This window comes from Kitasatospora sp. NPDC056446 (assembly GCF_042796115.1).
Classification (GTDB): Bacteria; Actinomycetota; Actinomycetes; order Streptomycetales; family Streptomycetaceae; genus Kitasatospora.
This window is the reverse complement of record NZ_JBHTRF010000046.1, coordinates 1-13,296: the sequence shown is the minus strand read 5'-3', so window position 1 is coordinate 13,296 and position 13,296 is coordinate 1. Positions and strand designations below refer to the sequence as shown.

General features: G+C 71.2%; 11 protein-coding genes. All 11 read left to right on the top strand.

The features are described 5' to 3' along the window. The first annotated feature begins 210 nt into the window (after positions 1-210). The 11 genes from uvrA to ACFQ6N_RS25740 all read left to right on the top strand — a co-directional run bounded on the left by uvrA (position 211) and on the right by ACFQ6N_RS25740 (position 13,251). Positions 211-3,126 carry an excinuclease ABC subunit UvrA gene (gene uvrA, locus ACFQ6N_RS25790; protein ID WP_380653481.1) on the top strand — a complete coding sequence of 972 codons (2,916 nt, stop codon included), beginning with the start codon at positions 211-213 and terminating at the stop codon, positions 3,124-3,126. Between the two features lie 130 nt (positions 3,127-3,256). Further along, a complete protein-coding gene (locus ACFQ6N_RS25785) occupies positions 3,257-3,694 on the top strand; it encodes a Rieske (2Fe-2S) protein (RefSeq protein ID WP_380653478.1) in 438 nt (145 codons plus the stop codon). An 84-nt stretch (positions 3,695-3,778) separates the two neighbouring features. Then, positions 3,779-5,833 (top strand): excinuclease ABC subunit UvrC, encoded by a 2,055-nt coding sequence (gene uvrC / locus ACFQ6N_RS25780; protein ID WP_380653475.1) that lies wholly within the window; start codon positions 3,779-3,781, stop codon positions 5,831-5,833. A 118-nt stretch (positions 5,834-5,951) separates the two neighbouring features. Beyond that, positions 5,952-6,836, top strand: coding sequence for an RNase adapter RapZ (gene rapZ / locus ACFQ6N_RS25775; RefSeq protein WP_229928619.1), 885 nt, complete (start codon positions 5,952-5,954; stop codon positions 6,834-6,836). A gap of 66 nt (positions 6,837-6,902) precedes the next feature. Further along, entirely contained in the window at positions 6,903-8,000 is a 1,098-nt protein-coding gene (gene yvcK / locus ACFQ6N_RS25770; protein WP_380653471.1) for a uridine diphosphate-N-acetylglucosamine-binding protein YvcK, read from the top strand. Beyond that, on the top strand, positions 7,991-8,971 hold the full coding sequence (gene whiA, locus ACFQ6N_RS25765) for a DNA-binding protein WhiA (protein ID WP_030238424.1): 981 nt from the start codon (positions 7,991-7,993) through the stop codon (positions 8,969-8,971). Before yvcK ends, whiA begins: the two co-directional genes overlap by 10 nt. A gap of 305 nt (positions 8,972-9,276) precedes the next feature. After that, positions 9,277-10,281, top strand: coding sequence for a type I glyceraldehyde-3-phosphate dehydrogenase (gap, locus tag ACFQ6N_RS25760; RefSeq protein WP_380653468.1), 1,005 nt, complete (start codon positions 9,277-9,279; stop codon positions 10,279-10,281). A gap of 151 nt (positions 10,282-10,432) precedes the next feature. After that, entirely contained in the window at positions 10,433-11,644 is a 1,212-nt protein-coding gene (locus tag ACFQ6N_RS25755) for a phosphoglycerate kinase (protein ID WP_380653465.1), read from the top strand. A 4-nt stretch (positions 11,645-11,648) separates the two neighbouring features. Then, a complete protein-coding gene (gene tpiA, locus ACFQ6N_RS25750; RefSeq protein ID WP_380653462.1) occupies positions 11,649-12,434 on the top strand; it encodes a triose-phosphate isomerase in 786 nt (261 codons plus the stop codon). 87 nt (positions 12,435-12,521) lie between these two features. Beyond that, positions 12,522-12,758, top strand: a complete 237-nt coding sequence (gene secG / locus ACFQ6N_RS25745; RefSeq protein WP_380653459.1) for a preprotein translocase subunit SecG — start codon at positions 12,522-12,524, stop codon at positions 12,756-12,758. A gap of 205 nt (positions 12,759-12,963) precedes the next feature. Then, complete coding sequence (locus ACFQ6N_RS25740) at positions 12,964-13,251, top strand: RNA polymerase-binding protein RbpA (RefSeq protein ID WP_045300565.1); 288 nt, start codon at positions 12,964-12,966, stop codon at positions 13,249-13,251. Positions 13,252-13,296: the final 45 nt, after the last annotated feature.

Sequence of the window (13,296 nt, the reverse complement as noted above, 5' to 3'; positions counted from 1 at the left end):
GGGCCCTGAGCAGGGTGTTTTCCGGAAGGCTCGCGGCACGCGGACGGTGCGGGTACGGATGGTCCGGTGGCCATCCTCACTCGTTCGGGTGGTCTCCGCTGGACAGAGTCGAGATTCGAACGTCTGAGCTATAGGCTGGCTGCCGCATCCTGGAAGAAGAACCCCAACTCACCGCAAGCCCTCTCGCCCCGGAGAAAGGCGCCAGAAGCAGTGGCCGACCGCCTCATCGTCCGCGGTGCTCGCGAGCACAACCTCAAGAACGTCTCGCTCGACCTGCCCCGCGACTCCCTCATCGTCTTCACGGGCCTCTCCGGCTCCGGCAAGTCCTCGCTCGCCTTCGACACGATCTTCGCCGAGGGCCAGCGCCGCTACGTCGAGTCGCTGTCCTCCTACGCACGCCAGTTCCTCGGGCAGATGGACAAGCCCGACGTGGACTTCATCGAGGGCCTCTCCCCGGCCGTCTCGATCGACCAGAAGTCCACCAACCGGAACCCCCGTTCGACCGTCGGCACCATCACCGAGGTCTACGACTACCTGCGCCTGCTGTTCGCCCGGATCGGCAAGCCGCACTGCCCGCACTGCGGCCGCCCGATCGCCAAGCAGTCGCCGCAGGCGGTCGTCGACAAGGTGCTGGAGCTCGCCGAGGGCACCCGGTTCCAGGTGCTCAGCCCGGTGGTGCGCGAGCGCAAGGGCGAGTTCGTCGACCTCTTCGCCGACCTCCAGTCCAAGGGCTACTCCCGCGCCCGGGTGGACGGCGAGACGATCCAGCTCGCCGAGCCGCCGAAGCTCAAGAAGCAGGAGAAGCACACCGTCGAGGTGGTCATCGACCGCCTGACCGTCAAGGAGAGCGCCAAGCGGCGGCTCACCGACTCGGTGGAGACGGCCCTGCGGCTGTCCGGCGGCATGGTCGTGCTCGACTTCGTCGACCTCCCCGAGGACGACCCGGAGCGCGAGCGGATGTACTCCGAGCACCTCTACTGCCCGTACGACGACGTGTCGTTCGAGGAGCTGGAGCCGCGCTCGTTCTCCTTCAACTCGCCGTTCGGCGCCTGCCCGGACTGCTCGGGCCTGGGCAACCGGATGGAGGTCGACCCGGAGCTGGTCGTGCCGGACGTCGAGCGCTCGCTCGACGAGGGCGCGATCCACCCGTGGTCGGCCGGGCACGCCAAGGAGTACTTCCAGCGGCTGATCGACGCGCTGGCCGGGGAGCTCGGCTTCCGTACCGACATCCCCTGGGCCGGGCTGCCCGCCCGCGCCAAGAAGGCGCTGATGTACGGGCACAAGCACCAGGTGGAGGTGCGCTACCGCAACCGCTTCGGCCGCGAGCGCTCGTACAGCACCGGGTTCGAGGGCGCCGTCCCGTTCATCCAGCGCCGGCACACCGAGGCGGAGAGCGACAGCAGCCGCGAGCGCTTCGAGGGCTACATGCGCGAGGTGCCCTGCCCGACGTGCCGGGGCACCCGGCTCAAGCCGGTGGTGCTCGCCGTCACCGTCCAGGACAAGTCGATCGCCGACGTCTCCTCGATGTCGATCAGCGACTGCTCCGAGTTCCTGGGCGCGATGAAGCTCAACGCCCGGGACAAGCAGATCGCCGAGCGGGTCCTCAAGGAGGTCAACGAGCGGCTGCGCTTCCTGGTCGACGTCGGCCTGGACTACCTGTCGCTCGACCGCGCGGCCGGCACCCTGTCCGGCGGTGAGGCCCAGCGCATCCGGCTGGCCACCCAGATCGGCTCCGGCCTGGTCGGCGTGCTGTACGTGCTGGACGAGCCGTCCATCGGCCTGCACCAGCGGGACAACCACCGGCTGATCGAGACGCTGGTGCGGCTGCGCGACATCGGCAACACCCTGATCGTGGTCGAGCACGACGAGGACACCATCAAGACCGCGGACTGGGTGGTCGACATCGGCCCGGGCGCCGGCGAGCACGGCGGCAAGGTGGTGCACTCCGGCTCGCTGAAGCAGCTGCTGGCCAACAAGGAGTCGCTGACCGGCCAGTACCTCTCCGGCAAGCGGTTCATCCCGATCCCGGCCACCCGCCGGGAGCGGGACAAGAAGCGCCAGCTGACCGTCCACGGCGCCCGCGAGCACAACCTCAAGGACGTCACGGTCGGCTTCCCGCTCGGCACCTTCACGGCGATCACCGGCGTCTCCGGCTCCGGCAAGTCGACGCTGGTCAACGACATCCTGTACACCCACCTCGCCCGGGAGCTGAACGGCGCCCGCAGCGTGCCGGGCCGGCACACCCGGATCACCGGCACCGACCAGGTGGACAAGGTGGTGCACGTCGACCAGTCGCCGATCGGCCGCACCCCGCGCTCCAACCCGGCCACCTACACCGGTGTGTTCGACCACGTCCGCCGGCTCTTCGCGGAGACGCAGGAGGCCAAGGTCCGCGGCTACCTGCCGGGCCGGTTCTCGTTCAACGTCAAGGGCGGCCGCTGCGAGAACTGCTCGGGCGACGGCACCATCAAGATCGAGATGAACTTCCTGCCGGACGTCTACGTGCCGTGCGAGGTCTGCCACGGCGCCCGGTACAACCGGGAGACGCTGGAGGTGCACTACAAGGGCAGGTCCATCGCCGAGGTGCTGGACATGCCGATCGAGGAGGCGCTGGCCTTCTTCGAGGCCGTCCCGGCGATCGCCCGGCACCTCAGGACGCTCAACGACGTCGGCCTCGGCTACGTCCGGCTCGGCCAGTCCGCGCCGACGCTCTCCGGCGGCGAGGCGCAGCGCGTCAAGCTCGCCTCGGAGCTGCAGAAGCGCTCCACCGGGCGGACGGTCTACGTGCTGGACGAGCCGACGACCGGTCTGCACTTCGAGGACATCAGCAAGCTGATCAAGGTGCTCAGCGGGCTGGTCGACAAGGGGAACACGGTGATCGTCATCGAGCACAACCTCGATGTGATCAAGACCGCCGACTGGGTCGTCGACATGGGCCCCGAGGGCGGCTCCGGCGGCGGCACGGTGGTCGCCGAGGGCACCCCCGAGCAGATCGCCGCCGTCCCGGAGAGCCACACCGGCAAGTTCCTGCGGGACATCCTGCCGGACGGCTTCGCGGACGCCCCGGCGCCCGCCCCGGCGAAGAAGGCGGCACCGCGCAAGCGGGCCGCCGCGGCGAAGAAGTAGCCCGCCCGCCCCACCGCCCCCCGGGCCACCGAACAGTGGGATCCGAGGGAGCGGTGGGGCGCCTGCGGCATAGACTTCCGTGGTCCCCAGCGGCAGACCCCGCAGCAGCAGAACCCGTAGGAGCGCACCGATGTCCGAGGCCCCCGAGACCAGCCCCACCGCCTCCCGCCGCACCCTGCTCTGCGGGGCCGCGGCCGTGCTGGCGGCCGGCGGTACCGTGGCGGTCGCCGGCTGCGGCTCCGCCTCCTCGGGCACCGGCAGCGCCCCCAAGGGCCCGGTGGACCTCGGCCCGGCCTCGGCCGTGCCGGAGGGCGGCGGCAAGGTGTTCCGCGAGCAGAAGATCGTGGTCACCCAGCCGACCGCCGGCCAGTACAAGGCCTTCAACGCCCGGTGCACCCACGCCGGCTGCCTGGTGGACCAGGTGAAGAACGCGCAGATCCAGTGCCCCTGCCACGGCAGCCGGTTCGGCATCGCCGACGGCGCCGTGCAGGACGGCCCGGCCCCCTCCCCGCTGCCCGCCTACACCGTCACGGTCGAGGGCGGAAACCTCAAGGTGACCCCGAGCTGAGCCAGTTGACCGCCTCCCGACCGCCCCGGTCCCCCCAGACGATCCCCGCCCCGCGACCCCGGCCCCACTCGGTACGGTGGACCCATGGCTGACCCGAGCACCTACCGCCCGGCGCCCGGTGCGATCCCGACCTCCCCGGGTGTCTACAAGTTCCGCGACGCCCACGGCCGGGTCATCTACGTCGGCAAGGCCAAGAGCCTGCGGCCGCGCCTGTCGTCCTACTTCCAGGACCTGGCCGGCCTGCACCCGCGTACCGCGACCATGGTCACCACCGCCGCCTCGGTGGAGTGGACCGTGGTCGGCACCGAGGTCGAGGCGCTCCAGCTGGAGTACTCCTGGATCAAGGAGTTCGACCCGCGGTTCAACGTCAAGTACCGCGACGACAAGAGCTATCCGGAACTCGCCGTCACCCTGAACGAGGAGTACCCGCGGGTCCAGGTGATGCGCGGGGCGCACAAGAAGGGCGTGCGCTACTTCGGGCCGTACGGGCACGCCTGGGCGATCCGCGAGACGGTCGACCTGCTGCTGCGCGTCTTCCCCGTCCGCACCTGCTCCAACGGCGTCTTCAAGCGTGCCCGGCAGGTCGGCCGGCCCTGTCTGCTCGGCTACATCGGCAAGTGCGCCGCGCCCTGCGTCGGCAAGGTCTCGGCGGACGAACACCGGGAGCTGGCCGAGGACTTCTGCGACTTCATGGCCGGGCGCACCGGCAACTACCTGCGCCGGCTGGAAGAGCAGATGCAGGAGGCCGCGGCCGAGCTGGAGTACGAGAAGGCGGCCCGGCTGCGGGACGACATCGGCGCCCTCAAGCGCGCGATGGAGAAGAACGCCATCGTCCTCGCCGACGCCACCGACGCCGACCTGCTGGCCCTCGCCGAGGACGAACTCGAAGCCGCCGTGCAGATCTTCCACGTCCGCGGCGGCCGGGTGCGCGGCCAGCGCGGCTGGGTCACCGACAAGGTCGAGGACGTCGACACCGCGGGCCTGGTGGAGCACGCCCTCCAGCAGCTCTACGGCGGCGGCGAGTCCGTCCCGCGCGAGGTGCTCGTCCCCGCCCTGCCCGACCCGGTCGAGCCGGTCCGGGAGTGGCTGAGCGGCCTGCGCGGCAGCCAGGTCGACCTGCGCGTGCCGCAGCGCGGCGACAAGAAGGACCTGATGGCCACCGTGCGGCGCAACGCCCAGCAGGCGCTCACGCTGCACAAGACCAAGCGCGCCTCCGACCTCACCACCCGCAGCCGCGCGCTGCAGGAGATCACCGAGGCCCTGGAGCTGGACTCCGTCCCACTGCGCATCGAGTGCTTCGACATCTCCCACCTCCAGGGCGAGGACGTGGTCGCCTCCATGGTCGTCTTCGAGGACGGCCTGGCCCGCAAGAGCGAGTACCGGCGCTTCCAGATCAAGGGCTTCGAGGGCCAGGACGACGTCCGCTCGATGCACGAGGTGATCAGCCGCCGCTTCCGCCGCTACCTCCAGGAGCGCGAGCAGACCGGCGAGTGGGCCGTCCCCGAGGCCGTCCCGGAGGGCGCGGCCGAGGACGACCGGTCGGAGGACGGCCCGCGCACCGAGGACGGCCGCCCCAGGCGCTTCGCCTACCCGCCCCAACTGCTGGTCGTCGACGGCGGACAGCCCCAGGTCGCCGCCGCCAAGCGCGCCCTGGACGAACTCGGCATCGACGACGTCGCGCTGTGCGGCCTGGCCAAGCGCCTGGAGGAGGTCTGGCTGCCCGGCGAGGACGACCCGGTCGTGCTGCCGCGCTCCAGCGAGGGCCTCTACCTGCTCCAGCGGGTGCGCGACGAGGCCCACCGCTTCGCGATCGGCTACCAGCGCAACAAGCGTTCCAAGCGACTCACCGCCGGGGAACTGGACTCCGTCCCGGGCCTCGGCGAGACTCGCCGCCAGGCGCTGCTCAAGCACTTCGGCTCGCTGAAGAAGCTCAGGGCCGCCACCGTCGACGAGCTCTGCGCGGTACCCGGCATCGGACGCCGCACCGCGGAGACTGTTGCGGCGGCGTTGTCGTCCCGTACACCCGTCGCACCCGCGGTCAACACCGCGACCGGCGAGATCATCGAGGACGGGCCCCAACAGGCCGCCGAGCCGGTGGCAGCAGCACACCGGACCGCACCATCCCAGGAGACGCCATGACGGCCGACGCCGCCCGTCAGCCGGTGTGCCCCGACCCCGCCCGCCTGCCCGGGCCGGGGAAGGGCGGCCGTGCCGCGCGCGTTCTCCCCAGCAGAAAGACCGAGAGCGGGGAACCGAAGTGACCGTGTCAGACGTGGCCGAGAACGCGCCGGAGCTGGTGATCATCTCCGGCATGTCCGGAGCCGGCCGCTCCACCGCCGCCAAGTGCCTGGAGGACCTCGGCTGGTTCGTGGTGGACAACCTGCCGCCGGCCCTGATCCCGACCATGGTCGACCTGGGAGCCCGCTCCCAGGGCAACGTCGCCCGGATCGGCGTGGTCGTCGACGTCCGGGGCCGCCAGTTCTTCGACGACCTGCTCACCTCGCTGGACGAGCTGGAGAAGCGCGGCGTCCGGCTCCGGGTCGTTTTCCTGGACTCCTCCGACGACGCGCTGGTGCGCCGCTTCGAGAGCGTCCGCCGCCCGCACCCGCTGCAGGCCGACGGCCGGATCGTGGACGGCATCGCCCAGGAGCGCGACCTGCTGCGCGACCTGCGCGGCGAGGCCGACCTGGTGATCGACACCTCCAACCTCAACGTGCACCAGCTGCGCGCCAAGCTGGACGCCCAGTTCGCCGACCACGACGAGCCCGAGCTGCGCGCCACCGTGATGTCCTTCGGCTTCAAGTACGGCCTGCCGGTCGACGCCGACCTCGTGGTGGACTGCCGCTTCCTGCCCAACCCGCACTGGGTGCCCGAACTCCGGGCCCGCACCGGCACCGACGCGGACGTCGCCGACTACGTGTTCCAGCAGCCCGGCGCCAACGAGTTCCTGGACGGTTACACGGAGCTTCTGCGCATCGTGACCGAGGGGTACCGACGCGAGGGGAAGCGCTACATGACGCTTGCCGTAGGCTGCACCGGTGGCAAGCACCGCAGCGTCGCCATGTCCGAGCGTCTGACCAAGCGTCTCATCGCCGACGGAGTCGAGACGGTGCTCGTCCACCGTGACATGGGACGGGAGTAACCGCCGCCTCCCTCGTCGGCCCCGCCGGCGGAACCGGTGGCGGGGCCGACGAACGCGAGGTGATGTGTGGCGGGATACGTGCCCGGACGGCAGTCGCAGAGCAGGACCGGTGACCGGGCGGGCAGTCCGGCCCGGCCCACGGCGCCGAGCCGTCCGCGCAGCAGTCCCGCCCGGGCCAACCCGGCCCCGCGGATCACCGCGCTCGGCGGCGGACAGGGCCTGTCGGCCTCGCTGTCCGCGCTGCGCCGCCTCACCAGCGACCTGACCGCCGTGGTCACCGTCGCCGACGACGGCGGCTCCAGCGGACGGCTGCGCACCGAGCTGGGGGTGCTGCCCCCGGGCGACCTGCGCAAGGCGCTGGCCGCGCTGTGCGGGGACGACGACTGGGGCCGCACCTGGTCCGAGGTGATCCAGCAGCGCTTCACCGGCAACGGCGAGCTCGGCGGCCACGCGGTCGGCAACCTGCTGATCGTCGCGCTCTGGGAGAAGCTGGGCGACCCGGTGGCGGCCCTGGACTGGGTCGGCCGGCTGCTCAACGTCCAGGGCCGGGTGCTGCCGATGTCGGCGGTGCCGCTGGACATCGAGGCGACCGTGCGCGGCCACGACCCCGCGCGCCCCGGCGAGCTGTCGGCGGTCCGGGGCCAGGCCGACGTCGCGGTGACGCCCGGCACCGTGCAGTCGATCCGGCTGCTGCCGGACGGGCCGCCGGCCGTCCCGGAGGCGGTCACCGCCGTCCGCGAGGCGGACTGGGTGGTCCTCGGCCCCGGCTCCTGGTTCACCAGCGTGCTGCCGCACCTGCTGGTGCCGGACCTGGTCAAGGCCCTCACCGAGACCCGCGCCCGCCGCCTGCTCACCCTGAACCTGGCCCCCCAGCCGGGTGAGACCGAGGGCTTCACCCCGCAGCGCCACCTGGAGGTCATCGCCGACCACGCTCCCGAGCTCGCGGTGGATGCGATCCTGGTGGACGAGCGGGCCGTCACCGGCGGCGCCTTCGGCCAGGCGGACCTCGCCGGTCTGGAGAAGGCCGCCGAGCGGATGGGCGCCGCCCTGGTGCTCGGCTCGGTGGCCCGCACCGACGGCACGCCGCGACACGACCCCGAGCTGTTGGCGGCAGCGTACGACCGGATTTTCCGGACACATGGAAGGATCGGGCCATGGCGATGACTCCAGCGGTGAAGGACGAGATCAGCCGGCTCCCGGTCACCCGGGCCTGCTGTCGCAAGGCGGAGGTGTCGGCGATCCTGCGGTTCGCGGGCGGACTGCACATCGTGAGCGGCCGCATCGTGATCGAGGCGGAGCTGGACACCGGGGCGGCGGCACGGCGGCTGCGCAAGGACCTCCTGGAGATCTTCGGGCACTCGTCCGACCTCGTCGTGATGGCCCCCGGCGGGCTGCGCCGCGGCAGCCGCTTCGTGGTCCGCGTCGTCAAGGACGGCGAGCTGCTCGCCCGCCAGACCGGCCTGGTGGACGGCCGAGGGCGCCCGATCCGGGGCCTGCCGCCGGCGGTCGTCTCCGGCGCGACCTGTGACGCCGAGGCCGCCTGGCGCGGGGCCTTCCTGGCGCACGGCTCGCTCACCGAGCCGGGCCGCTCCTCCTCCCTGGAGATCACCTGCCCCGGCTCCGAGGCGGCGCTGGCCCTGGTCGGCGCGGCCCGTCGGCTCGGCATCCCGGCCAAGGCCCGCGAGGTCCGCGGTGTGGACCGGGTGGTCATCCGGGACGGCGACGCGATCGGCGCGCTGCTGACCCGCCTGGGCGCGCACGAGTCGGTGCTCGCCTGGGAGGAGCGCCGGATGCGGCGCGAGGTGCGGGCCACCGCCAACCGGCTCGCCAACTTCGACGACGCCAACCTGCGCCGCTCGGCCCGGGCCGCGGTCGCGGCCGGCGCCCGGGTGCAGCGCGCGCTGGAGATCCTCGGCGAGGAGGTGCCCGAGCACCTGGCCGCGGCCGGCCAGCTGCGGATGCAGCACAAGCAGGCCTCGCTGGAGGAGCTGGGCGCGCTTGCGGACCCGCCGCTGACCAAGGACGCGGTGGCCGGCCGGATCCGCCGGCTGCTGGCGATGGCCGACAAGCGCGCCTCCGAGCTCGGCCTGCCGAGCACCGAGGCCAGCCTGACCGACGAGATGGCGATGAACTGACCTCCTGCTCACGCTCAGTGATCACGACAGGCCGGTACCCGGATTCCCGGGTGCCGGCCGCGGTCGTTTCCGGACAGCCGCGACACTCCCGAATTGGTAGAGACCACTGACCTGGGACCAACTGCCCGGCGGGCCAGGGCCGGACGGCCTGAAATGGGGTTTGGGGCACGCCACGCCCGGTCTCACCAAGCGGCGCGATGTGCCCTCCCAGGCCCCGGAGGGGTAGGGTCATAGGCGGTCGGGGACTTCCCAAATCTCATCCCCGCCGGGCTCCGGCCCGGCGTACCTAACGAGGAGATCGGTTCGTGACGATCCGGGTAGGCATCAACGGCTTCGGCCGCATCGGCCGCAACTTCTTCCGCGCGGTCAAGGCCCAGGGCGCGGACATCGAGATCGTCGGTGTCAACGACCTCACCGACACGAAGACCCTGGCTCACCTGCTCAAGTACGACACCACCCTGGGTACCCTCCAGGCCGAGGTCTCGCACACCGACGACAGCATCACCGTCGACGGCCACACCTTCAAGGTGACCGCCGAGCGTGACCCCGCGAACCTGCCGTGGGCTGCCCTGGGCGTCGACATCGTCGTCGAGTCCACCGGCATCTTCACCAAGGCCGAGGCCGCGAAGAAGCACCTCGCCGCGGGCGCGAAGAAGGTCATCATCTCGGCGCCGGCCACCGACGAGGACGTCACCATCGTCCTGGGTGTCAACGACGACAAGTACGACGCCGCCAACCACCACGTCATCTCCAACGCCTCCTGCACCACCAACTGTGTGGCGCCGATGGCGAAGGTGCTGAACGAGAGCTTCGGCATCGTCAAGGGCCTGATGACCACGGTCCACGCGTTCACCAACGACCAGGTGACCCTGGACTTCCCGCACAAGGACCTGCGCCGCGCCCGCGCCGCGTCGCAGAACATCATCCCGACCTCGACGGGTGCCGCCAAGGCGACCGCGCTGGTCCTGCCGGAGCTGAAGGGCAAGCTGGACGGCACCTCGCTGCGCGTCCCGGTCCCGACCGGTTCCATCACGGACCTGGTCGTCACCCTGGAGCGCGAGGTCACCAAGGACGAGGTCAACGCCGCGTTCCAGAAGGCCGCCGAGGGCCCGCTCAAGGGCATCCTGGCCTACACCGAGGACCCGATCGTCTCGTCGGACATCGTCAACGACCCGGCCTCCTGCATCTTCGACAGCCAGCTCACCATGGTCCAGGGCAACCAGGTCAAGGTGCTCGGCTGGTACGACAACGAGTGGGGCTACTCGAACCGCGTCGTCGACCTGGTCACCCTCGTCGGTGGGCAGCTCTGACGCGGTGGGAGCTGACGTGATGTAGGGGCGAGGGCCCGGACGGCGCACTTGCCGACCGGGCCCTCGCTCCGCGCTCAAGGACTTCCCAGGCGGCCCCTGCGCCGTGCCGCCTCTGCGCATCGACCATCTCCCCAGGAGTAACCGAATCCCCGTGAAGACCATCGAAGAGCTCATCGAAGCCGGTGTCGAGGGCAAGCGCGTGTTCGTGCGCGCCGACCTGAACGTGCCGCTGGACGGCGAGACGATCACCGACGACGGCCGGATCCGCGCCGTCGCCCCGACCATCGCCAAGCTGGCGGCGGCCGGCGCGAAGGTCGTCGTCGCCTCGCACCTCGGCCGCCCCAAGGGCGAGCCGGACCCGAAGTTCTCGCTCGCCCCGGCGGCCAAGCGGCTCGGCGAGATCCTCGGCAAGGACGTCGCCTTCGCCGCCGACACCGTCGGCGACAGCGCCCGGGCCACCGTCGCCGCGCTCGGCGACGGCGAGGTCGCGCTGCTGGAGAACCTGCGCTTCAACGCCGGTGAGACCAGCAAGGACGACGCCGAGCGCAAGGCCTTCGCCGAGCAGCTCGCCGCGCTGGCCGACCTGTACGTCGGCGACGGCTTCGGCGCCGTGCACCGCAAGCACGCCTCGGTCTACGACCTGCCCGGCCTGCTGCCGCACGCCGCCGGCGACCTGATCGCCACCGAGGTCGGCGTGCTGAAGAAGCTGACCGAGGAGGTCCGCCGCCCGTACGTCGTGGTGCTCGGCGGCGCCAAGGTCTCCGACAAGCTCGGCGTGATCGACAACCTGCTGAAGAAGGCCGACCGGATCCTGATCGGCGGCGGCATGGCGTACACCTTCCTCAAGGCCAAGGGCCACGAGGTCGGCATCTCGCTGCTCCAGGAGGACCAGATCCCGACCGTCCTCGGCTACCTGGCCGAGGCCGAGCAGCGCGGCGTCGAGTTCGTCCTGCCGGTCGACGTCCTGGTCTCGTCCGACTTCCCGGACCTCAAGACCAAGGCCCCGGCGGCCTTCGAGGTCGTCGCCGCGGACGCGATCCCGGCCGACCAGGAGGGCCTGGACATCGGCCCGAAGACCCGCGAGCTGTACGCGGCCAAGCTGGTCGACGCCGGCACCGTGTTCTGGAACGGCCCGATGGGCGTCTTCGAGCACCCGGACTACGCGAACGGCACCAAGGCCGTCGCGCAGGCCCTGCTGGACAGCGACGCGTTCACCGTGGTCGGTGGCGGGGACTCCGCCGCGGCCGTCCGCATCCTGGGCTTCGACGAGAACGCCTTTGGACACATCTCGACCGGCGGTGGCGCGAGCCTCGAGTACCTGGAGGGCAAGACCCTTCCCGGTCTCGCCGCCCTGGAAGGCTGAAAGCATGACCGACCGTCTCCCGCTGATGGCGGGCAACTGGAAGATGAACCTCAACCACCTCGAGGCCATCCAGCACACCCAGAAGCTGGCGTTCGCGCTGGCCGACAAGGACTACGAGGCCGTCGAGGTCGCCGTCCTGGTGCCGTTCACCGACCTGCGCTCGGTGCAGACCCTGGTCTTCGGCGACAAGCTGAAGATCAAGTACGGCTCGCAGGACATCTCGCGGCACGACGGCGGCGCCTACACCGGCGAGGTCTCCGGCCCGATGCTGGCCAAGCTCCAGTGCACCTACGCGGTGATCGGCCACTCGGAGCGCCGCCAGTACCACGGCGAGAACGAGGAGATCGTCAACGCCAAGGTGAAGGCCGCCTACCGCGCCGGGATCACCCCGATCCTGTGCATCGGCGAGCCGCTGGAGATCCGCAAGGCCGGCACCCACGTCGAGTACACCCTCGCCCAGCTCGACGGCGGGCTGGCGGACGTCCCGGCCGACCAGGCCGAGAGCGTCGTCGTCGCGTACGAGCCGGTCTGGGCGATCGGCACCGGCGAGGTGGCCACCCCGGAGGACGCGCAGGAGGTCTGCGCCGCCATCCGCCGGCGGATCGCCGAGCTGTACGACGCCGAGCTGGCCGTCAAGGTCCGCGTGCTGTACGGCGGTTCGGTGAAGTCGTCGAGCGCGGCCGGCCTGATGGCCAAGCCCGACATCGACGGCGGCCTGATCGGCGGTGCCTCGCTGGACGCCGACGAGTTCGTCAAGATCGTGCGCTACCGTGACCAGGCAGTAGGCTAACGCCGCCGCAGCAACGTAGGCTTTGGGGCCGGACCGCCGTACGCGGCCCGGCCCCTTCGCCGAAGATACGAGAGAGTTGGTCCCGTCGTGGTTCTCGGGTTCTCTATTGCCCTGATCATCTTCAGTCTGCTGATGATCCTCCTGGTGCTGCTGCACAAGGGGAAGGGCGGCGGCCTGTCCGACATGTTCGGCGGCGGCGCGATGTCCACCGGCGGCGGCTCGGCGGTGGCCGAGCGCAACCTGGACCGCATCACCATCGTGGTCGGCCTGGGCTGGTTCGCCAGCATCCTCGTGCTCAGCATGCTGCTGAAGTACAAGAGCTGACACGGGCCTGACGCCCCGTCGCCCGAGCGCCTATCCTGGGACGGTCGGGTGCGGAGGCAGTGGTGGCGGAGGCTTAACTCCTGCTTACACTAGGACGACTTTCGCCACCGACGCGCACCGCGGCGGGTCGGCGCACCAGTACGCAGGGAGTCAGACCGTGGCAAGTGGCAATGCCATCCGTGGCAGCAGGGTCGGGGCAGGCCCGATGGGCGAGGCGGAGCGCGGCGAGTCCGCCCCGCGCAACCGGATCTCCTTCTGGTGCGCCAACAAGCACGAGACCCGGCCCAGCTTCGCCGCCGAGGCAGCGATCCCGGACACCTGGGACTGCCCGCGCTGCGGCTTCCCGGCCGGGCAGGACGAGCACAACCCGCCCGCCCCGTCGCGCAACGAGCCGTACAAGACGCACCTCGCCTACGTCCGTGAGCGGCGCACCGACGCCGACGGCGAGGCGATCCTGGCCGAGGCGCTGGCGAAGCTCCGCGGCGAGATCTGAGGCGACCGGAACGGAGAAGGGCGCCACCGTCGAGTGACGGTGGCG